We start from the raw sequence: 24059 nt of genomic DNA, 5'->3' as shown, positions 1-24059 counted from the left end.
GCCATGACCCAGCGCTTCGATGTGATCCTCAAGGGCGGCACCGTCGTCAACCAGGACGGCGAGGGTGTTCGCGATATCGGCATCACCAATGGTCGCATCGCCGAGCTCGGCCCGCTGTCGCAGGCCTCTGCTGCCGAGGTGATCGAGTGCAAGGGCCTGCACATCCTCCCCGGCGTGATGGACACGCAGGTGCATTTCCGCGAGCCCGGGCTGGAGCAGAAGGAAGACCTCGAGACCGGTTCGCGCAGCGCCGTGATGGGCGGCGTCACCGCCGTGTTCGAGATGCCTAACACCTCTCCGCTCACGGTGACCGAGGCGACCTTCTCCGACAAGATCAAGCGTGCCCATCACCGCATGCATTGCGATTTCGCCTTCTTCATCGGCGGCACCCGCGAGAACGTGCAGGATCTGCCGGTGCTGGAGCGCGCCCCGGGCTGCGCGGGCGTGAAAGTGTTCATCGGCTCGTCGACCGGCGCACTGCTGGTGGAGGACGACGAGAGCCTGCGGCGCATCTTCCAGGTGATCCGCCGGCGCGCAGCGTTCCATGCCGAGGACGAGTACCGCCTCAACGACCGCAAGTCTCTCCGCATCGAGGGCGATCCGCGCTCGCATCCGGTCTGGCGCGACGAGACCGCGGCGCTGATGGCGACGCAGCGCCTGGTCAAGCTCGCGCACGAGACGGGCAAGCGTATCCACGTGCTGCACATCTCGACCAAGGAAGAAATCGAATTTTTGCGTGATCACAAGGATGTCGCTTCCTGCGAGGCGACGCCGCATCATCTCACGCTGGTCGCGCCCGAATGCTACGAGCGGCTCGGCACGCTCGCGCAGATGAACCCGCCGGTGCGTGGTGCCGATCACCGCGCCGGCATCTGGCGCGGCATCGAGCAGGGCATCATCGACGTGCTCGGCTCCGATCACGCCCCGCATACTCTGGAGGAGAAGCAGAAGACCTATCCCGCGTCGCCCTCCGGCATGACCGGCGTGCAGACGCTGGTGCCGCTGATGCTCGATCACGTCAACGCCGGCCGGCTCTCGCTCGCGCGCTTCGTCGATCTCACCAGCGCCGGCCCCGCGCGCCTCTACAACATGGCGTGCAAGGGCCGCATCGCCGCCGGCTACGACGCCGATTTCACGATCGTCGATCTCAAGCGCAGCGAGACCATCACCAACAAATGGGTTGCCTCGAAAGCGGGCTGGACGCCCTATGACGGCGTCCGCGTCACGGGCTGGCCCGTCGGCACCTTCATCCGCGGCCGCCGCGTGATGTGGCAGGGCGAACTGGTGATGCCATCGCAGGGCGAGCCGGTACGGTTTCTCGAGACGCTGAAGCAGTAGGGGGCATTGCTGGCGGGGAGGTACGGTGCCTACCCACAAGGACGAGGGAGAGGTCTACACCTCCTCGCCAACGGGAGCGCAGTCCGATGTCGCAGCCATCAGCGGTCATATCTACCCGGCAACTCGCCACGCTCCTCGGCGACCCCAACCTCCGCCTCTACGACTGCACGACCTATAACGAGCCGGTCCCGCCAGGCAGCGACGTGCCGTATCGCGCCGTCCCCGGCGACAAGACCTTCGCCGCCGGCCACATCCCGGGCGCCGATTTTCTCGACCTGCAGGGCGAGTTCTCCGACACTTCCGCGCAGCAGTTCTTCATGATGCCCGAGGTGGCCCGGCTCGAAGCTGCTTTCGGCCGCCACGGTCTCGATGCCACCAGGACCGTCGTGCTCTACAGCATCGGCACCACGATGTGGTCGACGCGGTTCTGGTGGATGCTGCGTTCGCTCGGCGTCGATGCGCGCGTGCTCGATGGCGGTTTCGATAAATGGAAGGAAGAGGGGCGGACGATCGAGACCGGTGCCCCCAAGGGCTATCCGGCCACGACCTTCAAGGCCACACCCCGCGCCGGCTTCTTCGTGGACAAGACCTTTGTGAAGTCGCGCATCGGCGATCCCTCGACCGTCACGGTCAACGCGCTCGGACCGCAATTTCATAAAGGCCTTGAGCCGAGCCGTTACGGCCGGCCGGGCCGCGTGCCCGGCAGCGTCAACGTCTCGGCTGCCACGCTAGTCAATGCCGACAAGACGCTGACGAGGCTCGCCGATGCCGAAGCCAAATTCACCGCGGCAGGCGTCACGCGCGACAAGAACGTGATTCTGTATTGCGGCGGCGGCATCTCGGCGACGATCGACCTGCTGATGCTGACGCAACTCGGCTACGACAAGCTGACGCTTTACGACGCCTCGATGGGGGAGTGGGCGAGGGACGCGTCGCTGCCGATCGAGACGGATTGAGGCGCATCAAATCTGGCGCGCTTACTGCCTTGCGAGGCAGACCGAGAACTCGCCGTTGCGGATCCGGGCGGGAAAGCCCTCGACGAATTTCGCCACCGCGTCCTCGCCATAGGTGCCGACAAGCTCGGCGAGCGCCGCAAACAGGCTTGCCTGCGCCAGGCAGTCGCCGTCGACGCCGTCATGGCGCGCTTCGGCCCAGGCCTCGTTCAGATAGCTCAGGGCGGCTTGTTTCTGCTCGTGGTCGGGCAGCGGCGCGCGGGCGGGGGCGTAGGAAATCGGCTGGCTCATGAAACTCGATCAGGGCTGGGGCGCGATCCACGGCGATGCGCTGCAGATGAGGTGTAGCACGCGTATTAACGCCCGCTAGGCCACATCTTTAAGAACGGTTAACGGCTGTGAACAAAGTCGACGATAGGTTCCCGCGAGCTCAGTTCGCGTAACGCGCCGTGAGATCGCGCGAGATCTTCGAGCCTTCCTCGATGTAACGGCGGATCGCCACCGTCGCTGCCGGGGTGCAACTGCGGTAGGTCTGCTGGAAGCCGTTATAACCGCGATTGAAGGCCGCGATCATGCGGGTGCGGCGCTCGCCGGAGGGCGTCTCGGCGTCGATCAGCGCCTGCATCTCGTTGCGCCATTTGTTGCCCTCGTTGGAGCCGCAGATGCCGCGCAGATAGTGCAGGCCGCCGAGGATCTCGGCCAGTCGCTGCAAATCGGGGTCGAACGGCGCCGCCACGTCCTGGGCCCGGGCGGGCACGGAAGCGCAGGCGAGCATCAGGGTAAAAATGACCAGAAATCGCGTCGACATCGGCGGGCTGTATGCCCCCTCGGGGCTGATGACGCAAGGCGACTCGGTCAGGGGCTGGTCAGCCGGTGGGCGAACTGGATGATCTCCTCCAGGCCCCCGGTCATCTTGATGTCGGCCAGGCTCGCCAGCCCGTCCGGGGCGATCCACCTGAAATCGTCGAGTTCGTCGTTCAGGGACGGTTCCCGGGCCACCCAGCGGGTGGCGAAGGACATGATCAGGTAGTGGCCGGCACCGGGCGTGGCCGGCAGCACCTCGCGCCAGCCGGCCAGGCCGACGATCTCGATCTCGAGCCCGGTTTCTTCGCGGACCTCGCGCTTGAGCGCCTGGTGGAGCGATTCGCCGAATTCGACCCGGCCGCCCGGCAGCGAATAGAATCCCTTGGCGGGGGAGCGGGCACGGCGGGTCAGCAGCACCTTGCCGTCGCGAAAGATGGCCGCGCTGACCGCGATCTGGGGATGGGTGGGCTGGACGACCGTGGCCATTTTCTTGAAGGACCTGGCTCAATTCGCCATGATGGTGTCGACGTCGGCTTCCGCACCGCCATTGATGATGCCGCCGCAGGCCGCGATCAGCGGCTTGACCCAAGCCGTCGCCTGCTCGGCCAGCCGAACGCGGGTCGTGTCCTTCTCGACCTCGCGCATCGCCGAGCCGACCGCCGTCAGGATCGAGGTCATGGTGTCGGTGATGTGGTCGAACTGAGCGCGCACGGATGGCTCGGCCTTCTCATAAGCCTCGATGGCCAGATCCCGCGCCTTGAAGTTCGACGCCGTAAAATGCTCAGCATAGGACAGTGGCGACCAGGTCAGAAAATCTTCGGCGCATTCCGGCATGTCGGGGACCATTTCCAACAGCATCACGGCTTCATTGAAATGGTTGAGATAGTCAGTGGCAAGCCCGGTCCGCGGGTTGATATTGGCCACGCGCAGCCGTTCGGCCCAGGCTTGCGCCTCGGGGCCCGTCTGTACGTGCGTCCGCGCGGGTTGCGAGGCCATTGAGCTCATCGGCCGCAGTGTTAACGTTCGGGGTTAAAAGGACCTGAACGGACCCTATATTGGCGAAAGGATGTGTGGACGCTTCGTCATAACTTCGGCCCCCGCGGCCTTGCGGCAACTGTTTGGCTATATCGAGCAGCCGAATTTCCCGCCCCGGTACAATGTCGCCCCGACACAACCGATTCCGGTCGTGCTGGTCGAGAATGGCGCGCGCCATTTCCGCCTGATGCGCTGGGGCCTGCTGCCAAGCTGGGTCAAGGACCCCAAGGGCTTTACCCTTCTGATCAACGCCCGCTCCGAGACGGTGTTGGAGAAGCCTGCCTTCAAGAAAGCGATTCGCCGGCGGCGCGGGCTGATCCCGGCTGACGGTTATTATGAATGGAAGTCCGAGAGCGGCCGCAAGCAGCCGTTCTTCATCCACCACGCAGACGGTGCCTCGCTCGGCTTTGCCGCGGTGTTCGAGACCTGGATCGGACCGAACGGCGAGGAGCTCGACACGGTCGCGATTGTCACGGCGGCCGCAAGCGAGGATCTGGCTGCGCTGCATGACCGCGTGCCCGTCACGATCAGCCCGCGCGACTTCGAGCGCTGGCTGGATTGCCGCGGCGACGAGATCGATGCGATCCTGCCGCTGATGACGGCGCCCCGCGTCGGCGAATTTGCCTGGCATCCGGTCTCCACCCGCGTCAATCGCGTCACCAATGACGACGAGCAACTGGTCTTGCCGATCAGCGCGGAGGAGATGGAGGCCGAGGCACCGAAGCCGAAGAAGGTCGCGCGAAAGGCCGCGGGCGCATCGACGGATGACGGGCAGGGGTCGTTGTTCTGATCAGCGATGCCGGTGGGCAATAGCGCAACGCGCCGTGCCCACCGTCTGTTCAATGATTCGATTCAAGCCGCGGCGACGGCCGACCCAAGCGCCGCGTTGCTGTACGCCTCGCCGCCAATGCCCCAGCCGCCGTCCACGGCGTAGCTGACATTTGCAAAAATGTGCTCGCGCTTGATGCGTCCCTCGGCGGCCTTCTCGATGATGGCAGTGCCTTCTGAGATCCAGGCGTCCTTGAGCTCCTGTGTCGGCAGCACGAATGACGGCACCTTGAGCTCGAACACGGCGATGTCGGCGGGCTTGCCGCCGGAATAGGTGCGCCGCTTCGGCACCACGGTCACCTCGCCGATAACGTTCGGCGTCATGAAGCGGTTGCCCGTGAGGCCGTGCAGACGCAGCAGCAACTCGGTCAGCCTGCCGAACGCCTCGGCTTCTGCGGCCGGCGTCAGCGCGCCTTCGGGAACGATGATCTGGATGGGCATAGGTGGTCTCCCTTTGAACCGCAAGATAACGGTCGTTATATAAAACATAACGATCGTTATTTCGTCAAGCGTAATATAACGATCGCTATCGAGAGGTGACCGGCGATGGCCAGACCGAAGAAGAGCGACGGAGATGCGCGCGCGCGGCTGGCGGACGCGGTCGGGCGCGGCTTCCGCACCGGCGGGTTCGGCGGCGCCGGCGTGGATGCGCTCGCCAAGGGCGCTGGCCTCACCTCGGGCGCGTTCTATGCCCATTTCGAATCCAAGGCCGATGCGTTCCGGCTTGCCGTGGCGGATGGGCTGGCGTTCCTGCGCGGCGGCATAGCCCAGTTTCAGGCGCAACACGGCAGCGGCTGGCGCGAACCGTTCATCGATTTCTATCTGGGTGAGCGGATGGAGGTTGGCCTCGATGAGGCCTGCGCGCTTCCGAGCTTTTCCTCCGATGTCGCGCGCTCGGATGCGGCAACGCGTGCAGTCTACCAGAGCGAGCTGGAGCGCCTCGCGGACCTCGTTGCGCAGGGCTTTCGTGGCACACACGCACGCCAGCGGGCGCTGGCGCTGCTGGCGATCCTGGCGGGCGCGGCCGACATGGCGCGCGCGGTGAAGGACGACGCAATCAGGCGCGAGATCCTGGCCGCCGCCAAGGTCGCGGCGAAGGCGATATAGCGTTCATACAATCCCCTGCTTTCGCAGGTCGGCAATCTCCGCGGCATCAAAGCCCAACTCGGCCAGCACCGCATCCGTATCCGCGCCCAATTCCGGCGCCATCCGGTCCAGCCGGCCGCCACCATGGGCAAGCTTGAAGCCGCTGCCCGCAAAGCGCAGGCGGCCGTATTGCGTGTCCAGCTCCTGGATCGCGCCGCGCGCCTTGATCTGAGGATGGTCGATGACCTCCTCGACCTTCCAGATGCTGGCGCAAGGCGCGCCGGCGTCTTCCAGGATTTTCTCCCACTCCCTCGCCGGCTTGGCGGCGAGCGCCTCCTCGATGATGGCGCGCAGCGCCGGCTCGTTCTCGTTGCGAGAAAACCAGTCAGAGAAGCGCGGATCGTTCAGCGTGTCCTCGCGGCCGAGTGCGCTCATCAGCGCGCGATACTGCTTCTCGTTGTTGACTGCGAGCAGGATGTGGCCGTCGCCGCATTTGAACAGGTTTGCCGTGGTTCTCCGGCTGACCGCCTGGTTGCCCGACAGTTGCTGCCGGTGGCCGGCGACAGACCAGTCCGCGATCTGCCCCGACAGAAACGCCATCGTCGCCTCCAGCATGGAGACGTCGACGAACTGGCCCTTGCCGGTGCGGTCGCGCTGGTAAAGTGCGCTCGATACCGCGAATGCGGCGGTCGCGCCCGAGAGCACGTCGCACACCGCAAAGCCCGCGCGCGTGGGCCCCGTCTCGGGGTGGCCTGTGATCGCCATGATGCCTGACAGCGCCTGCATCTTGCCGTCATAGCCGGGCCGCAGGCGATCCGGGCCGGTCTGGCCAAAACCCGACACCGCGCAATAGATCAGCTTCGGATTGATCGCGGCCAACGCCTCGTAGCCGATGCCGAGCTTGTCCATCACGCCGGGGCGGAAGTTCTCCATGACGACATCGACTGTCGCGGCAAGCTTCTTCACGATTGCGATGGCGTCAGGCTTTTGCAGATCGAGCGTCAGGCTGCGCTTGTTGCCGTTGATGGCCTGGAACGCCGGCGCCAGCCCGCGCTCGGCCCATTCGCGCGAGAGCGGCGTGCGGCGCATGTCCTCGCCCTCGCGCCGCTCGACCTTGATGACGTCGGCGCCGAGAAGCGCGAGCTGGTAGCTCGCATAAGGGCCAGCCAGCACTTGCGTGAAATCCAGGATCTTCACGCCCTCGAACGGTCGCGTCACGTGTCTCTCCCCATTTTGTTTTCGTTGTCGGAGGACGTCAGGCGGCGCGGTTGCCGCGCGCGATCTCCTTCTGCTTGTCGAATTCGGCGCGTCGGCGGGCGAGCTCTTCTGGCGAGAGCTTTGCGACATTGTTGTAGTCGAGCTTCCAGGATGCGTCCTCGCTCCAGCGCAGCGGCGACTGCATCGTGGTCTGCGGCCCACTCGCGGTCTCCAGCACCCTCAAGGCCAGCTCGAGCGTCTGCGCCTGCGAGGCGACGTCCTGCGGCTTGCCGGCGGAATTGCCGAGCGGGAAATCCGAGAACAGGAAGCGCGGCACGGCGGCGTGCTCGATGATGTCCTTGGCGCAGCCCATGATCACGGTCGGGATGCCGTTGGCTTCGAGATGCCGCGCCACCAGCGCTGTGGTCTGATGACAGACCGGGCAGTTCGGCACGAGTACCGCAACATCGACCTGGTCGGCAATGCAACGCGCCAGGATCTCAGGCGCATCGGTCTCCAGCGTGACGCGATGGCTGCGATTGGTCGGCGCGCCGAAGAAGCGCGGGGCGACTTCGCCGATCCGACCGGCCGCGCTCGTCTTCAGCAGTTGCGGCAGTGGAAACCAGGTGCCGTTGTCGGTCGCCGTGGTGTGCTTGCGGTCGTAGCCGATATGGGAGATGCGTAAATCGTGCAGCTTCGACGTGTCGCCGTCATAGACCTGGTAGAACTTTGCGCTGCCATTGTACGCCGCGCCTGGACCCTGGTCGCCCTTGGCCGGATCGTAGGGCGCAGCCGTGGTGACGATGGTAACGCGTGATTTCGCCAGCGGCTTCTTCAGCTTCTGGAATGGCGCCTCGCTGTAGTGCGCCCAGCGATACGGCGTGGTGTATCCGATCGCGGTGTAATAATCCCGCGTGCGCTGCATGTAGGGGACGGGGGAATCATAGTCGGGCGCAAAGCCGAATTCGTCGTCGCGCGGGGCGGACATGGGCGCGTCTCCTGGTTCTCGTTGACAGACAGACTAGAGATAGTCTGCGGTTTGCTCAACAGGCGCTATGCCCGCGCAGGCCAGAATTGCCGTCCCGGCGGGGCTACCTGAAAATATGCAGCGCCGCGTATTGCAGCAGCATGATCGCCTTGGCGTCGATGATGCGGCCGTCGGCGATCATTGCGAGCGCCTCGTCGATGCCGAGCTCCAGCACCTCGATGTCCTCGCCCTCGTGCTCGAGGCCGCCGCCGGCGCTGACGCGCATTGAGGGCTCGTACTCCGCGACAAAGAAATGCAGCTTCTCGGTGATGGCACCGGGGCTCATGAAGGCCTCGAATACCTTGTGGACGTCGTGCAGGCGGTAGCCGGTTTCCTCCTCGGCTTCGGCGCGGATACGCACCTCGGGCTCCGCAGCGTCCAGCACGCCGGCGGCCGCTTCGATCAGCAGGTCGCCATAGCCGCGGATGAAGGCGGGCAGGCGGAACTGGCGCACCAGGACCACGCTGCGCTGCGCGCGATTGTACGGCAGCACGGCCGCGGCGTTGTCGCGTTCATAGGTTTCGCGCTTCTGCGTCTGCCATTCGCCATTGGCGCGGCGGTAGTCGAACGTGGTGCTCTTCAGCGTGGTCCAGCCATTCGAGAGCACGCGGACGTCCTTGATGCGGATGCGGTCGGAGAGGGGCATTGCTGTCTTCCGGAATTAGGTGGGAGCGCGCCCGTCGAGCCACTTCTGGAACATCACCGAGGTGGAGAGTTCGAAGCCCAGCGAGTCGTAGAACGCATTGGCCTGCGCATTTTCGCGCCGCACCAGAAGCTGAAGCTTGGCGATCCCGGCCGCGCGCAGCCAGTCTTCGGCGGCGGCCATGATCGCCCGGCCATGGCCGCGCTTGCGCCCATCCGGATCGACGGCGACGTAATAAACCCAGCCGCGATGACCGTCATGGCCAACCATGATGGTCGCCACGATCGTGCCGGCATCGCGGCCGATCAGCACGGTCGAGTTCCCGCGACGCCGCGCCAGAGCAATGTCGGCATGCGGATCGTTCCACGGCCGGGTCAGGCCGCAGCGCTGCCACAGCGCCACGACGTTCTCCACATCGGTATCCTTGATCGAGTCGATTGCCAGAGCGGTCACAGCACCTTCCCCGGATTCATGATGCCGTGCGGGTCGAGCATCGCCTTGATCGCGCGCATCAGCTCGATCGCGGTCTTGTCTTTCACGTCGGGCAGCTCGTCACGCTTTAACACGCCGATGCCGTGCTCGGCCGAGATCGAGCCGCCCATGCGCAGCACGATCTCGAACACGACGGCATTCATCTCGTGCCAGCGCGCGAGATAATCCGCGGTGTCGGCGCCAACGGGCTGGCTGACATTGTAGTGCAGATTGCCGTCGCCGAGATGGCCGAACGGCACCGGCCGCGCGCCAGGGATCAGCTTCACCACGGCGGCATTGGCTTCCTCGATGAAGACGGGCACCGCGGCGATCGGCACCGAGATATCGTGCTTGATCGAGCCGCCCTCGGGCTTCTGCGCGGCCGACATCTCTTCACGCAGCTTCCAGAAATTGCTGCGCTGGGTGAGGTTGGCTGCGATCACGGCGTCGTCGACGATCTCTTCCTCCATGGCGCGGGCGAGGATCGTCTCGAGCGGCGTGCGGGCGTCGTCGCCGGGGGAGGACAATTCCATCAGGACGTACCACGGATGCTTTTCTGCAAGCGGATCGCGCACGTCGATGCCGTGACGGACGGAGAAATCCACCGCCATCTCCGAGAGTAGCTCAAAGCTCGTCAGCGCGTTCGCGGCCTCGCTCTGCGCGATGGTCAGCAGCTTGAGCGCTGCGGCCGGCGATTTAAGCCCGACATAGGCGGTCTCGACCGCCCGCGGCTTCGGAAACAGTTTGAGCGTCGCCGCCGTGATGATGCCGAGCGTGCCTTCCGCGCCGATGAAGAGATTGTGCAGATTGTAGCCGGTGTTGTCCTTCTTCAGCTTCGACAGCACGTTGAGCACGCGGCCGTCGGCGAGCACGACTTCCAGCCCCAGCGCCATCTCGCGCGCAACGCCATAGGCGAGGGCGGCGGTGCCGCCGGCATTGGTCGAGAGGTTCCCGCCGATGGTACAGCTGCCCTCCGCACCCAGCGACAGAGGAAACAACCGGTCTACGTCGGAGGCCTTCTGCTGCGCGATTTGCAGCACCACGCCGGCTTCGACCGTCATGGTGTTGGAGGCGGTGTCGACCTCACGGATCTTGTCCAGGCGCCGCAGCGACACTACCACTTCGCCATTGTGTGGCGTCTGCCCGCCGACGAGCCCGGTGTTGCCGCCCTGCGGCACCAGCGCGATTTTGTGCTCGGAGGCGAGCCTGCAGATTGCGGAGACTTCCGCCGTCGAGCCGGGACGGAGCACCAGGGGCGAGCGGCCGTGGAACAGATTGCGCTCCTCGGTGACGTAAGCCTCGATGTCGGTCGCGTCGGTGATGGCGTGACGATCGCCGACGATCTTGCGGAATTGGTCGATCAACTCGGGCGCAAGCGGCGGTGTGGCGGATTGATTGATGTTCATCGTCTCTTCTTCCACTCTTATCGCGCAACGGCCGCGCGCCGCAGCCGGTCGTTGATCGCTTCGCCCAAGCCTTCTTCGGGGATTGTCATGACGGCAATCGCCTTCGGTGCCTTCGCATCGAGGCTGCGAAGATAGCCGAAGAGATTGGCCGCGGCTTCATCGAGATCAGCTGCGGGCGACAAATTCATGACAACGGCGGCGGCCTCCTGGCCCGGCAGGCGATCCGGGCCGAACGCCAGCAACGCTTCATCAGGCGCAACGTCCTGTGCGCGCAGCCGCACGGTCGCGCGGGGCGCGTAGTGCGAGGCCAGCATGCCGGGCGCCAGCGGCTGGCTGTCATCGCTCTCGGCCTCCACCGGCGGTCGCGCCAAGGGCATGCCCAGCACGGCCTCGATCCGTTCGCGCGACAGCCCACCAGGCCGGAGCAGCATCGGCGCGTTGAAGCAGCCGACGATGGTCGATTCGACGCCGACCGCGACAGGCCCACCGTCGACGATCAGGTCGATCCGCCCCGCAAGATCGGTCTCGACGTGAGCCGCCAGCGTTGGCGAGACGTGGCCGGAGATGTTCGCGGACGGCGCCACCACCGCCCCGCCAAAGGCACGCAGAATGGCCTCTGCCACGGGGTGCGCGGGAATGCGGATCGCGACGGTGTCGAGGCCGGCCGTGGCAAGATCGGCCACCGGGCAATCAGCGGTCTTCGGCACCACCAGCGTCAGCGGCCCCGGCCAGAACGCCTCGGCCAGCTTGAGCGCACGCGCGTCGAACCGGCCAATCCGCCGCGCAGCCGCGAGGTCGGGGACGTGAGCGATCAGCGGATTGAAGGCCGGCCGGCCCTTGGCACTGTAGATGTGGGCGACCGCCGTGGCATTGGCGGCGTCCGCCCCGAGCCCGTAGACCGTCTCGGTCGGAAACGCGACGAGCCCGCCGGCGGCCAGCGTTCGGGCGGCGGCCTCGGCGGCGGCCCGGCCTGCCGGTAAAATCGACGTTTCAAGACCCGTTTTCACAGGGACAAAATTCCTCATATCGGCCGCTTGCGGTGCGCCAAACCCGACGCTATAAGCCGGCCTCTTGTCGGAGTGTGGCTCAGCCCGGTAGAGCACTGCGTTCGGGACGCAGGGGTCGCAGGTTCGAATCCTGCCACTCCGACCAGAAATCATTAGGTTTTTCCTTCTGATCGCTGGTCTTTCCCGAGTCAACCATCGTTTCAACCACCGGAACGTGCCGGCCTTTTGGGCCGATAGCCGTGGCCGCCCCCTGGAGATTGTCTGGGTGGTGGTGCCCGCAGGTGTCCCGCTGGAGCTCGGGAGACATGCCCAGGAACCCGGCCGCCCCCATAGATCTGCACGCCATGAGCCTTGTCGCAGCGGAATGGCGCGCGGTGTGGGGCGTCACCTTTCCCGGTCGGCCGGCGAGCCCTACCTCGGTCTTGAGCCATTTTTCACGGAAGCAACCGGCTTGCCGTTGAATTCAACGAAGCCGCTTGGCTGACGCAGGTGCGCGCTTATCGCTCTCTCATAGCTTCCTGTCGATACCGCGCGAGCGGGGAGAGCAGATAGTTGATGATACGACGTGAGGCGGTCTTGATCTCGACCGTTACTGCCATGCCCGGCAGGAGCCGGACGGAAGAGCCTTCGATTTCCATGTGTGTCTGGTCGAGTGCGACACGGGCGGCATAGACCAGTTCCTGGCCGTTAACCTCACTCGTTGCGTTTGGTGCGCCGTTCAATAGTGCTCGAGACGGTTCTTCCGGCCTTGTGCGGGGGATGGCGTCGGGCGAGACGCTCGTCACCTTCCCATGGAGCAAGCCATAGCGGGTGAAATTGAAGGTATCCACCTTGATCTCGGCGCTCTGTCCCGCGACGACAAATCCGATATCTCGATTGGATAGCATTGCTTCAATCTCAAGTTCGCTGTCGCGCGGCACGACGACGGCAAGCGCTTGTGCGGGTGTAACCACTCCGCCGATGGTGTGCACTGCAAGCTGCTGGACGACGCCGTCGATCGGCGCGCTCAGAATCTGAAGCTTGGCTTTGCGTTCGGCCTTGATGAAGTCTTGGGCGAGACCCGCGGCCTTCTGTTCCGCCTTGGCCAGGTCATCGAACAGGTTGCGGCGATACTCCGCCTCTGCCCTGGTCCGCGCTTCGGTCTGTGCCTTTATCGATGCGTCTGCCTCGCGCCGACGGCTCTGTTGGACCAGCAGATCATGCTGCTGCCCGAGGAGATCTTGAAACTCGCTGAGATAGGTGAGCTGCGAGCCGACTTGCCGTTCATAGAGGTACTGGCGGATATTGACCCTCTCTTGAAGCGGCGGGATGATTGCTTCGGTCTTCGCGATCATGGCTGCGATCGTATCGCGTTCAGCAACTTTCTGCGCGATCTGCCCGTCAACCTCGGCAATTCTGGCCTGGTGTTCGGCGGCCTGGACAGACAACAACCGGCGATGGGTCTCGACGAGATCATCGGGCGCTCCCGCCGGCGCAATGAATTCGGCCTCGCCACGAAGCGCTGAACGGAGCCGCGCGACATCGAGCTCGGCGCCGACGAGGTCGCTTCTGGCATGTTCGACTTCGGCGGCGCTGATCGTCGGATCCAGCTCGATCATCACGTCGCCTTTTTTGACGGAGGTTCCGTCGCGAACATGGATCGCCCGCACGACGCCGGCTTCGTAGGGCTGGATGGTTTTGGTCCGGCCGCTTGGCACAACCTTGCCCGCAGCCGTGGCCACCACGTCGACTTTCCCGATCGACGCCCAGATCAGGGCCGCGCAGAACACTGCGATGATCGTAGCACCGATCGCGCGGCCCGTCGGCGAGGGGGGGGTCTCGATTATTTCGAGCGTGGCAGGCAGAAACGCCGTCTCATGGCTGCGACGGCGGGTCTGCCGCTGCGGAAATTCGATCACTTTGTCCGCGGTCATTGAACCCCCGCTTGCAGATGCTGCAGCTTGGCGTAGGAGCCTTTCAGACGCATCAGCTCGTCGTGTGTCCCGTCTTCGACGAGGCGCCCATGCTCGATCGTCAGGATCCGATCGGCGCCGCGCACCGTCGACAGCCGGTGCGCAATCACGAAAACGGTGCGCTGCTCGCATATCCGCCGCATGTTCTCCTGGATGATTCGTTCGCTCTCATAGTCCAGTGCGCTCGTTGCTTCGTCGAAGATCAGGATGCGTGGGTCAGTCGCCAGCGCTCGCGCGATCGCAATGCGTTGACGTTGCCCGCCGGACAGGTTGCTGCCCCGCTCTCCGACCAGAGTGTCGTAACCCTCCGGGAGCTCGAGAATGAAATCGTGCGCCCCCGCGAGGGACGCCGCGGCGACGACTTTCTCCATGGTCATGGCTGGATCGGCGAGCGCGATATTGTCGCGGACGGAGAGGTTGAACAGGATGTCCTCCTGGAGCACGACGCCGAGCTGCCGTCGCAACCAGGTGGTGTCGACCATGGCGAGGTCGACACCATCGACCAGGACGCGCCCCGTCTCGGGTACGAAGAGCCGCTGCACGAGTTTGGCAAGCGTGCTCTTGCCGGAGCCGGACGGGCCGACGATCCCGATGATCTGGCCCGCAGATACGCGGAAGCTCACGTCGTTCAGGATTTCCGCCCCGTCGATGCGGTAGCGAAAATGAACATGCTCGAATTCGACCTCGCCTCGAACCGGAGGCAGGGCCGTGCGAGCCGTGCCGATCGTCGTCTCGGCACGGGTATTGAGGATATCGCCGAGCCGCTGGATCGAGAGGCGCGCCTGATGAAAATCCTGCCATATCTGGGCCAGTCTCAGCACCGGCATGCTGACGCGGCCGGCAAGCATGTTGAATGCGACGAGTTCGCCGACGGTCAGGTTTCCCTCGATCACGAGCTTGGCCCCGAAGAACAGGATGGCGGCGGTGGCGAGCTTGCTTACCAGCTGAATGGCCTGGCTTGCCGCGTTGCCCAGGCTAAGGACGCGAAAGCTTGCGCCGACATAGGCTGCAAGCTGCTCTTCCCAGCGGCGCTGCATCTGCGGTTCGACCGCCATGGCCTTCAAGGTCTCGACGCCGGTAACGCTTTCGACCAGAAAGGCCTGGTTCTCGGCACCACGCTGAAACTTTTCGTCGAGTCGACGTTGGAAAAGCGGCGATGCACCTGCCGAGATACCGATGTAGAAGGGAAAGGCGCTGAGAACGATCAAGGTGAGCCAGGGCGAATAAGCGACCATCACGCCCAGGAAAATGACTGTAAACAGCAGGTCGATGACTAGTGTCAAAGCCGAACTGGTCAGGAAATTACGGATGGTCTCGAGCTCGCGCACTCGTACGATCGAGTCTCCGGCGCGACGGGCTTGAAAGTAGCCGAGCGGTAACGAAAGCAGGTGACGGAACAGGCGGGCCCCCAGCTCGACATCGATGCGGCTTGTGGTGTGGGCGAACAGATGTGTGCGTAATGCCGCGAGAACGGCTTCGAAAATGCTGATGGTTACCAGGCCGACCATCAGCACTTCGAGAGTGGTCAGGCCGCGATGCACGAGCACCTTGTCGATCACTACCTGGAAGAACAGGGGAGTCACCAGTGCAAATATCTGCAGGAAGAGCGAGGCTACCAGCACCTCGACCAGGAGGTGACGATACTTGCGCATGGCACCAAGAAACCAGGTGATGTCAAAACGTCGCGACAGGGCGGAAAGCGACGCACGTCTCGCCATCAGAACCAGCTGGCCGCTCCACACCGCTTCGAACTCGGCTCGAGACAGCATTTCCGGGCGGGGCGCCGAAGCGCGTTGAACGAGCACCTTGTCGTCGCCTGCCTTGCCGAGAAGCAGGAAGCCACCGTCGTTCAAGACTGCGATTGCCGGTAGCGGCGTGTGGGCAAGCCGTGCCCACGTCGTCCGGACCGCTCGGGCCTTCAGCCCAAACCCCTTCGCGCAACGAAGCATCTCCACGACGCCGACCGCCGTCGATCCCAGCCCATGGCGCAGCTGTGGCTGCTCAGCCGCGATGCCGTGGGCCCGCAGCATCATGACGAGGGCGAACAGTCCGGGGTCATTGTCTTGGGCCATAGGCAGACTTCCAAGTTCCTGTTCGCCGCGAGCCGGCAATGGAGCAGCCGTTCGCCGGATTACGAATGCATCCACGATTGCGGCTGGTTCGGTATGGCCAGCGATGGATGATCGCGGCCGCCGTTCGGATCGAGCGTGGGGGTGATCGTGCCTGTACCCGGTCGGTTCGACTCGAAGCCGGCGGCGGTGAACTGATCCATGAGGGCCAGAAGGCGATCCACGTTCCCGGAGTCCTGGGCCGATGCGACGGAGAGGCCCTGAGGCCAGCTGGCCAATAGACCGCCTGACGTGCCGACCGGCGGATCGGTCACCAGCATGGTTTGTGCCGCGGATGTCGCAGCTTCCCCGGAGGTCGTATTGCTCGCCGTCACCGTGAATGTTGCAACGGGATGACCCGTCCCCGTGTAGTGTGAGGTGAGGGTCAAGCCGGTAAGCGGTGTGCCCGCGGTTCCTTGCGTGATGGTCCAGGTATAAGTCCCGTTTGACTGCTTCTTGCTCGATACACTGTAGCCAGAGGGAGCGGTGATCACCTCGTAGCTCGGGACGCCGCTGATCGTTACCGACAATCTGTCGTCGGCGTCGACGGGCGTCGCTGTAATTCCCAGCGGTATCGATCCGCCGGCGGGTACCGTCGGCGACGTGTTGCTGATACTCAGCGTCGGCGCTTCGGGCCCCTTGTCCTCATCGACCGTCAGCGAACGCGTGCCGGTCGGCGCCGGATTTCCGGCTTTGTCCAAAACGCTGGCAGCTACGGTATACTGGCCATCGGCCAAGGCGAGCGCCTGTGCGCTCGTAACGGTGACCGACCAGGCATTGCTGCTGTCCGCTGTCGTATAGCTGTCGACGATGGTATTCGCGCTGTTGAGGATGTTGACGGTGACGATCTGCCCATTCTCGACGGCAGTAGTTTTGCCGGTGATCGCGAACCCGGCCGAAGCTTCCGTGCCGCTGACGATGTTGTTGCCGGCGATGGTGTTGATGCTGATGGTTGGCGCCGACGTATCGATCTGCAGCGTGCCGGCCGGATTGTAGTTGGTCGCGCCTGCCAGGTTGGCATTGTTTGCCGCCAGATCCCGGACAGTCGCGCCGTTGAGATTGAAGCGGGACACAATCAGGTCGGACGTGTTCTGGCCTGCTGCAACGGTATAGCTGAAGACAAGTGCGCTCGTTCCGGATCCCCCCGCATAGGTTGCGCTGCCGCCGTCGTTAAGTGTCAGGGTCGGTGAGCCGCCGCTCGTGTTCACGGTGACTGCCTGACTGAAGTTGAGCGTCAACGTGACAACCTTGCCAGCGTTGAGGTCACCACTGCCGCCGGCGATTCCCGCACCGGAAGTTGCGATCGAGGTGACCGTCGGCGCGGTGGTATCGACCGTTACGGCACAGGGGCTCGAGGCTGGACTGACGTTGCCGGCTGCGTCGGTCGCCTTGGCCGTGATGTTGTGCGTGCCGTTGGCCAGAACCGACGTGGTAATGCCGAACGCGCCCGTGGTGGCGTTAGCGGTTCCAGTTCCGATTACGGTCGTTCCGTTCGAATCGTAGAGCGTAATCGTGCTGCCCGGCGCGGCCGTGCCGTCGATCTTGATCTGGGCAAGATTAGTGATCCCGTCGCCCAGTGCGCCGCTGTCGGTCGCGGCATCGAGTGAAAGACCGGTCGGCACCGACGGCGCCGTGGTGTCGATCTGCAGCGTCCCGGCCGGGTTATAGTTGGCCGCTCCCGACAGGTCGGCGAGGTTGCCGGCGCCGTCCGTCATGGTGGCGCCGTTAAGATTGAGCGAAGATACGGTGAGATCGGGCGTGTTCTGTCCGGCAGCGACGGTATAGCTGAAGGTGAGGGCCGCCGATCCCGAGCCGCCGGTGTAGGTCGCGGTGCCGCCGTCGTTGAGCCCGAGCGATGGCGTACCGCCCGCGGTATTGACGGTCACGGCTTCACTGCAATTGACGGTGAACGTAACCACCTGGCCTGCTTTGAGGATGCCCGTGCCGTTCGTGATTCCAGTGCCGGAGACCGCAATCGAGGAAATGGTCGGCGCGATGGTGTCGATCTGCAACGCGCCGGACGGGTTGGCGTTGGTGGCGCCCGACAGGTTGGCCGCGTTTCCGGCGCCGTCGGTGATGGTGGCGCCGTTAGGATTGAGGGAAGACACGGTGAGATCGGGCGTGTTCTGTCCGGCCGTAACGGTGTAGGTGAAGGTGAGGGCCGTCGAGCCCGTGCCGCCGGTATAGGTCGCGTTGCCACCGTCGTTGAGGATCAGCGTCGGCGAGCCGCCGGCGGTATTGACCGCCACCGCCTCACTGAAATTGACGGTGAGCGTGACCACATCGCCGGCATTGAGATCGCCGGCGCCGTTCGTGATGCCGGTGCCGGAGGTCGTGATCGAGGAGACGATTGGCGCCAAGGTGTCGATCTGCAGTGTTCCCGCCGGATTGTAGTTGCTGGCTCCCGAAAGGTCGGCGGCGTTGCCGGCACCGTCGGTGATGATTGCACCGCTCAGATTGAGCGAAGACACGGTGAGGTCGGACGTGTTTTGCCCGGCCGCGACGGTGTAGCTGAAAGTCAGGGCCGTCGAGCCCGTGCCACCTGTGTATGTTGCCGTGCCGCCGTCGTTGAGCGTGAGCGTCGGCGAGCCGCCCGCGCTATTCACCGTGACGACCGCGCTGAAACTCACCGTGAGCGTGACCACTTGGCCGGCGTTGAGATCGCCGGCGCCGTTCGTGATGCCGGTGCCGGAGGTCGTGATCGAGGAGACGGTTGGCGCCAGGGTGTCGATCTGCAGCGTTCCGCCTGGGTTGTAGTTGGTTGCGCCCGAAAGGTCGGCGGCGTTGCCAGCGCCGTCCGTCATGGTCGCCCCGTTGGGACTGAGCGAGGACACGGTGAGATCGGGTGTATTCTGTCCGGCCGCAACGGTGTAGCTGAAGGTGAGGGCCGTCGAGCCGGTTCCGCCAGTATAGGTCGCGGTGCCGCCATCGTTCAGGATGAGCGTCGGCGAGCCTGCCGTTGTGTCTACCGTGACGGCTGCGCTGAAGTTGACCGTGAGCGTGACCACCTTGCCCGCGCCCAGATTGCCGTTGCCATTAGTGATACCTGGCCCAGAGAACGCGATCGAAGAAATCGACGGCGCGAGTGTATCGATCTGCAGCGTCCCGGCCGGATTGAAGTTGGTTGCGCCCGACAGATCGGCAGCGTTGCCTGCGCCGTCCGTCATGGTTGCCCCATTGAGATCGAGCGAAGTCACGGTGAGATCAGGCGTGTTTTGCCCGGCCGCAACGGTGTAACTGAAGGTCAGGGCCGTCGAGCCCGTGCCACCGGTGTAGGTTGCGATGCCCCCATCGTTGAGGGCGAGGGTCGGCGAGCCGCTGGCGGTATTGACAGTGACTGGTTCGTTGAAATTGACCGTGAGCGTGACTGCCCGGCCGGCATCCAGATCGCCATTGCCGTTAGTAATGCCCGGCCCGGAGGCCGCAATCGAAGAGATCGTCGGCGCAACGGTGTCGATCTGAAGTATCCCGGTCGGATTGAAGTTGGTCGCGCCCGACAGGTCGGCGTCGTTGCCGGCGCCATCCGTCGCGGTTGCGCCGTTGAGGCTGAACGAGGATACGGCGAGATCGGCCGAGTTCTGCCCGGCAGCAACGGTATAGCTGAAGGTCAGCGCCGTTGAGCCTGTGCCACCGGTATAGGTTGCAGCGCCGCCCTCGTTGAGGATCAGCGTCGGCGTGCCGCCGGAGGTATTGATGGTCACCGGCTCGTTGAAAGTCACCGTCAGCGTGACCACCTGGCCGGCGTTGAGGTCGCCGCTGCCACCTGTGATGGCCGGTCCGCTCGTCGTGATCGAAGATACCGCGGGAATACTCCCGAAGACCTGGATGGGCGCGGCCGTCGCGGCGTTGTTCGGTCCGGTCAAGCCATACGAGGCAAGTATCGTGCTGAGGAGGTTGTAGTGGTTGTAGGCCGCGCCGTAGCTTCCCGAGGCGACGTCGGCGCCATACATGACGGTCGGAATCTGGTTCGTGGGCGAGGTATCGCTTTCATCCCAGGTCACGACGAGGAGCGAATTGTTGGCAAGCGCCCACTGGGCATATGCGCTCAAGTTCTGCTGAAGCCACGCGTCACCCTGCGCGACCGTTCCGTCGTGCATGTCGTCGGTCGGGTTGGGAATGACGAATGAAATGTTCGGTAGGTTCGAATAATCCCCGGTCGGAAAAAGCCCCGGGAAACTGGTGAAATCCGTTTGAACCGAGCGGCCCTCGGGGAATGACACCCAAGGTTCGTGGCTGGAAGTATTGCCCGTTCCGGAATCATCCACGTAGCCCGTGAATGTCAGGCCTGCGTTCTGCAGCAGCGTGTATAGAGTTGGATCCGCAAGGTTGTGAGCGCCGTCGTCGGTGATGCCGAACGTCGAACCGGCATAGAGTGCGTAGTAGTTCGGTTCACTCGGATGAGTCTCCGCCGTGAAGTTGGTGAACGAGGCGCCGCCGGCCATCAGGCTGTTGATGTATGGCGCTTGCGCGATATTGCCGGCGATCTCGCCATAGTTCTTGTTCTCTTCGACCACGACCACGATGTGTCCGTAGTGTGGTACCCCGCTCGTGTTCACCTCCAGAGTGCCGGCGGGATTGTAGTTGGTCGCTTTTGACAGGTCGGCGGCATTACCGGTACTGTCGCTGACGACTGCACCGTTTAGGTTGAACGCCGAAACGGCGAGATCGGGTGTATTCTGCCCAGCCGCAACGGTGTAGCCGAAGGTCAGGGCTGTCGAGCCCGACCCGCCGACATAGGTTGCGATGCCGCCGTCGTTGAGCGTAAGCGTTGGCGCGCCTGCCGTGGTGTCCACCGTGACGGCCGCGCTCAAGTTTACCGTCAACGTGGCTGTCTGGCCGGTGTTGAGGTTGCCGGTGCCGCCGGCAATTCCGGTGCCGGATGTCGCGATTGAGGACACGGTCGGAGCAGCTGTAGGGCTCTGGATCGCAACCTGGGCGACCGACGTCTGCCACCAGCCACCGGCAACGTATTCGTTCGAGATCCAGAACGAATTCGCGTTGTTGGGATCAACGGTCGCCGTGGAATAGTTGCCCCAAGGTTGCACGCTAGAGCCGTTGCCCGAGTTGAAGAAGCCGGTGCTGGCTTGATACAGGATCGGCGCGCTGAACGAGCCGGGCGGATCACTGGCCCTCTGATAGGCATAGTAGTCGGCCGGGTACATGTTCGGGCCGCTGGCAGTGAAATTGATGATGGCATCTCCCGCCGCGTCCACCGCGATGGACGGGTTGAAGGTCGCCACATTGGTCCCGATCGTTGCGCCGGAGATGTCGCCTTGCGCAACGAGAAATGGAGCATTGGGATTGCTGACGTCGATCTTGTACCAATGGACCTCGGGCACATTCGAGCCGACAGGCTTCACTTCGGCAACGCCGTAAAGGAAGCCATTCGAATAGACCAGGCTCCGGGCTCGCTTGTCGCCGGCATCGAGCAGGAGGCTGGTTCCAAGTTGTTGGGCAGTGTAAGAGCCACCCTGATCAATGTTGCCGAGACTGATCGTGCTGCTAGTGCCAAACGTATTCGTGGCCGTGTCGTAGGCCTGAAGCGTTACGACGATCTGACTTCCGTTCGAGTAGTCGCTTGCGTAGTAGGTTTTGCCATTGTTGCCGGCCACTGCCGTGAAGACATTCTGCGTTGCAGGTAAGACTTCGCTGCCGACAACCGTAAGCGTTCCGCCATTATAGAGGCCGCCGCCCGCGCCAGCCGTGTCGCTGATGACCCAGCATTCGGTGCCGGCCGTGCCCGAGACATTTACGTTGTAGGCTGTTGCGGTGATGTAGACATTCGTACCGTCGACGGTCAGTGTCGGGCTATCGGCCGAGGTCAACTGACCGTTGATTGTGATTGATGTATTCAGCGAAGCAAAATACCAGCCGTCGTTCGGATTCGAGTCCTTGGACACGGCAATATCGATATTGCTCACCGTGTGGCCGGACGCGCTGTTGTCCATGATCACGACGTAGCGCTGATTGACGCTGTCGTAGACGCAACGCGGGTGATTCAGCGAGTTGGTCGCCGCTGCTCCGAGAGGAGAGAAGAAGCTGTAGACCGATTGAAGCGTCGGCGATCCGCCGGTGAGGTTCGTCCATTCGATACGGGACGCCTCCATCATCACCACGTTGTTCGGCCCCACGGCGAGAGCGTTGTTCGGCGGGGAGGTGCCCGTGACGGACGGTCCGGAGAATTGCGTCTCAACCTGCGCCGCGGGGGGCGTGATGGTCCAGCCGTAGCTTGTGGGCGAGGTGGAGACGTTGCCCGCTCCATCCGTCGCTTGCACCTGAATGGCGTGTGACCCGAGCGCGAGACCGAACAGCGTAAGATTGTTTCCGCTGACCGGGGTCCAGATATTCGCGCCGTCGAGTTCGTACGCGTAGCTCACGCCGCCCGTTTCGGTGTTGGACGTCGTAACGGCGAAGATCGCGGTGGTGCTGTTGGTGCTCGATGCAGGATACTGGCTGAATGCGGGTACCGGCGCCGAAGTGTCGATCTGAAGTATGCCGCTTGGGTTGTTGTTGGCCGCACCCGAGACGTCGGCGGCGTTGCCTGCCCCGTCCGTCACGGCTGCGCCGTTGAGATTGAACGAGGAGACCGTGAGATCGGATGTGTTCTGCCCGGCCGCGACCGTGTAGCTGAAGGTGAGGGCGGTCGAACCCGAACCGCCGGCATAGGTCGCGATACCGCCGTCGTTGAGCGTCAGTGTCGGTGTGCCGCCGGACGTGTCGGCCGTCACGGCCGCGCTGAAGTTGATGGTCAGCGTGACGACGTCGCCGGCGTTGAGGTCGCCGGCACCATTGGTAATCCCCGTGCCGGACGGCGTGATCGAGGAAACCGTCACGGCGGAGAGGTTCTGGATTGCGATCTGAGCGACCGACGTCTGCCACCAGCCATTGGCGATATATTCGTTCGATATCCAGAATGAGTTTGGATTGTTGGGGTCGACGACTGCCGTGGAGTTGACGCCCCAACGTTGCACGCCGCTGGCGCCCGAATTGAAGAATCCGGTGCTGGCCTGATACAGGATGGGTGCGCTGAAAGAACCGACCGGATCCTGGGCCCCTTGGAAGACGTAATAATCGGCCGGATACATGTTCGGGCCGCTGGCGGTGAAATTGATGAGGACGTCGCCCGCAGCGTCGACCGCAAGGGAAGGGTTGAAGGTCGCTACGTTGATGCCAATTGCATCGCCCGATATGTTGCCTTGCGCGACGAGGGTCGGTGCATCGGGATTGCTGACGTCTACCTTGAGCCAGTGAACCACGGGAACAGTCGAGCCGGTCGGCTCGACCTCACCCACGGCGTACAGAAAGCCGTTGGCGTACACCATGCTGGCGATCCGCTTGTCGCCGGCGTCCAGCAGGAGGCTCGTTCCCAATTGCTGGGCGGTGTAGGAGGAGCCGCCCTGGTCAATCGCACCGAGATTGATGGTGCTGATGGACCCGAAACTGTTGCTCGCCACGTCGTAGGCCTGCAACGCCAGGATCAGTTGACTGCCGCTGGGGTAAGTGCTCGCGTAGTAGGTCTTGCCGTTGCCGCCTGCGGAGACCCCGAATATGCCCTGGCTCGTCGGGGTGAGCTCGCTGGCGGTGACGGTCAGTGTCCCGCCATTGTAGATGCCGCCACCGGCGCCGGCCGTATCGCCGATGACCCACGCTTCCGTTCCGGCATAGCCTGAGACGCCGACATTGAATTGCGATGCGGTGATGTAGATGTTGGAGCCGTCGACCGATAGCATCGGGCGGTCCGACGAAGTCAATTGGCCGTTGATCGTGAGCGACGTGTTGAGCTGTGAGAAATACCAGCCATCGTTCGGGTTGGAGTCCTTGGATACCGCAATGTCGATGTCGCTGATGGTGGAGCCCGACGCGCTGTACTCCATGATCACGATGTAGCGTTGATTGATCGGGTCGTATACGCAGCGCTGGTCATACAGGCCGCCTGTCGGCGACAGGGACGAGAAGAAGTTATAGGTCGATTGGACCGTCGGCGATCCGCCGGAGAGGTCGGTCCACTCGATGCGGGAGCCCTCCACCATGACGATATAGTTCGGTCCTACCGCAAGCCCGTTGTGCGGCGGATAGGTGCCTGCGACCGAAGGGCCGGAGAACAGGGTCTCGATCTCTGAAGAATAGCTCATGTCAACGCTCCCCTCGTTCAACCAGCCGATCTTCGAGACAGGCTCAGTTCTCGAAAATGCAGAACATGGTCG

At 63.7% G+C, this 24059-nt stretch carries 18 protein-coding genes and 1 tRNA gene; 5 read left to right on the top strand and 14 right to left on the bottom strand.

Features of this window, described 5'->3' with window-relative positions; genetic code table 11:
• The first annotated feature begins 3 nt into the window (after positions 1-3).
• Together QY049_RS36240 and QY049_RS36235 are read left to right on the top strand one after the other, a co-directional pair.
• Positions 4-1338 (top strand): dihydroorotase, encoded by a 1335-nt coding sequence (locus QY049_RS36240; RefSeq protein ID WP_194477273.1) that lies wholly within the window; start codon positions 4-6, stop codon positions 1336-1338.
• Between the two features lie 86 nt (positions 1339-1424).
• Positions 1425-2294, top strand: a complete 870-nt coding sequence (locus QY049_RS36235; RefSeq protein ID WP_258762801.1) for a sulfurtransferase — start codon at positions 1425-1427, stop codon at positions 2292-2294.
• A 21-nt stretch (positions 2295-2315) separates the two neighbouring features.
• On the opposite strand, the gene QY049_RS36230 is transcribed toward QY049_RS36235, so the two are convergent.
• The 4 genes from QY049_RS36230 to QY049_RS36215 all read right to left on the bottom strand — a co-directional run bounded on the left by QY049_RS36230 (position 2316) and on the right by QY049_RS36215 (position 4100).
• On the bottom strand, positions 2316-2582 hold the full coding sequence (locus QY049_RS36230; RefSeq protein WP_092227477.1) for a hypothetical protein: 267 nt from the start codon (positions 2580-2582) through the stop codon (positions 2316-2318).
• A 139-nt stretch (positions 2583-2721) separates the two neighbouring features.
• Entirely contained in the window at positions 2722-3099 is a 378-nt protein-coding gene (locus QY049_RS36225) for a TIGR02301 family protein (RefSeq protein ID WP_194477271.1), read from the bottom strand.
• A gap of 47 nt (positions 3100-3146) precedes the next feature.
• On the bottom strand, positions 3147-3581 hold the full coding sequence (locus QY049_RS36220) for an NUDIX hydrolase (protein ID WP_194482823.1): 435 nt from the start codon (positions 3579-3581) through the stop codon (positions 3147-3149).
• Positions 3582-3599: 18 nt separating this feature from the next.
• Entirely contained in the window at positions 3600-4100 is a 501-nt protein-coding gene (locus QY049_RS36215) for a hypothetical protein (RefSeq protein ID WP_194477270.1), read from the bottom strand.
• A gap of 61 nt (positions 4101-4161) precedes the next feature.
• On the opposite strand from QY049_RS36215, the gene QY049_RS36210 reads away from it, so the two are divergent.
• Positions 4162-4920, top strand: a complete 759-nt coding sequence (locus tag QY049_RS36210) for an SOS response-associated peptidase (RefSeq protein WP_301270506.1) — start codon at positions 4162-4164, stop codon at positions 4918-4920.
• A gap of 62 nt (positions 4921-4982) precedes the next feature.
• Here the strand turns inward: QY049_RS36210 and QY049_RS36205 are convergent, their stop codons facing one another.
• Positions 4983-5399, bottom strand: a complete 417-nt coding sequence (locus tag QY049_RS36205; protein ID WP_194477268.1) for a Tautomerase enzyme — start codon at positions 5397-5399, stop codon at positions 4983-4985.
• Between the two features lie 105 nt (positions 5400-5504).
• Here QY049_RS36205 and QY049_RS36200 point away from each other — a divergent pair, with 105 nt between their 5' ends.
• The gene (locus QY049_RS36200) at positions 5505-6065 is read left to right on the top strand and encodes a TetR family transcriptional regulator (RefSeq protein ID WP_194477267.1); all 561 of its coding nucleotides are present in this window, start codon (positions 5505-5507) and stop codon (positions 6063-6065) included.
• A 3-nt stretch (positions 6066-6068) separates the two neighbouring features.
• On the opposite strand, the gene QY049_RS36195 is transcribed toward QY049_RS36200, so the two are convergent.
• The 6 genes from QY049_RS36195 to QY049_RS36170 form a co-directional block, all read right to left on the bottom strand.
• Positions 6069-7262, bottom strand: a complete 1194-nt coding sequence (locus tag QY049_RS36195) for a CaiB/BaiF CoA-transferase family protein (RefSeq protein WP_194477266.1) — start codon at positions 7260-7262, stop codon at positions 6069-6071.
• Positions 7263-7299: 37 nt separating this feature from the next.
• Positions 7300-8229 carry a glycine/sarcosine/betaine reductase selenoprotein B family protein gene (locus QY049_RS36190; protein WP_258762799.1) on the bottom strand — a complete coding sequence of 310 codons (930 nt, stop codon included), beginning with the start codon at positions 8227-8229 and terminating at the stop codon, positions 7300-7302.
• Between the two features lie 103 nt (positions 8230-8332).
• Positions 8333-8914: an NUDIX domain-containing protein gene (locus QY049_RS36185; protein WP_194477264.1), complete on the bottom strand. Its 582-nt coding sequence runs from the start codon at positions 8912-8914 to the stop codon at positions 8333-8335.
• A gap of 15 nt (positions 8915-8929) precedes the next feature.
• Positions 8930-9364 carry a GNAT family acetyltransferase gene (locus tag QY049_RS36180; RefSeq protein ID WP_258762798.1) on the bottom strand — a complete coding sequence of 145 codons (435 nt, stop codon included), beginning with the start codon at positions 9362-9364 and terminating at the stop codon, positions 8930-8932.
• Positions 9361-10788, bottom strand: coding sequence for an FAD-binding oxidoreductase (locus QY049_RS36175; protein WP_258762797.1), 1428 nt, complete (start codon positions 10786-10788; stop codon positions 9361-9363). The genes QY049_RS36180 and QY049_RS36175 overlap by 4 nt, the downstream gene beginning before the upstream one ends.
• Before the next feature lie 17 nt (positions 10789-10805).
• A complete protein-coding gene (locus QY049_RS36170) occupies positions 10806-11795 on the bottom strand; it encodes an L-threonylcarbamoyladenylate synthase (protein WP_194477261.1) in 990 nt (329 codons plus the stop codon).
• Between the two features lie 68 nt (positions 11796-11863).
• Between QY049_RS36170 and QY049_RS36165 the strand changes: the two genes are divergently transcribed.
• A tRNA-Pro gene (locus QY049_RS36165) sits at positions 11864-11940 on the top strand.
• A 352-nt stretch (positions 11941-12292) separates the two neighbouring features.
• Here QY049_RS36165 and QY049_RS36160 read toward each other — a convergent pair.
• The 3 genes from QY049_RS36160 to QY049_RS36150 are packed head-to-tail and all read right to left on the bottom strand — an operon-like array spanning position 12293 to position 24008.
• A complete protein-coding gene (locus QY049_RS36160) occupies positions 12293-13708 on the bottom strand; it encodes an HlyD family type I secretion periplasmic adaptor subunit (RefSeq protein ID WP_301270505.1) in 1416 nt (471 codons plus the stop codon).
• Positions 13705-15819 carry a type I secretion system permease/ATPase gene (locus tag QY049_RS36155; RefSeq protein WP_258762795.1) on the bottom strand — a complete coding sequence of 705 codons (2115 nt, stop codon included), beginning with the start codon at positions 15817-15819 and terminating at the stop codon, positions 13705-13707. The genes QY049_RS36160 and QY049_RS36155 overlap by 4 nt, the downstream gene beginning before the upstream one ends.
• A gap of 59 nt (positions 15820-15878) precedes the next feature.
• Positions 15879-24008 carry an alkaline phosphatase family protein gene (locus tag QY049_RS36150; RefSeq protein WP_301270504.1) on the bottom strand — a complete coding sequence of 2710 codons (8130 nt, stop codon included), beginning with the start codon at positions 24006-24008 and terminating at the stop codon, positions 15879-15881.
• Positions 24009-24059 lie beyond the last annotated feature (51 nt).

Source organism: Bradyrhizobium sp. WYCCWR 13022, assembly GCF_030435535.1.
Lineage (GTDB): Bacteria > Pseudomonadota > Alphaproteobacteria > Rhizobiales > Xanthobacteraceae > Bradyrhizobium.
The sequence above is the reverse complement of the archived record's forward strand: the minus strand, read 5'-3'. Positions and strand labels throughout refer to the sequence as shown.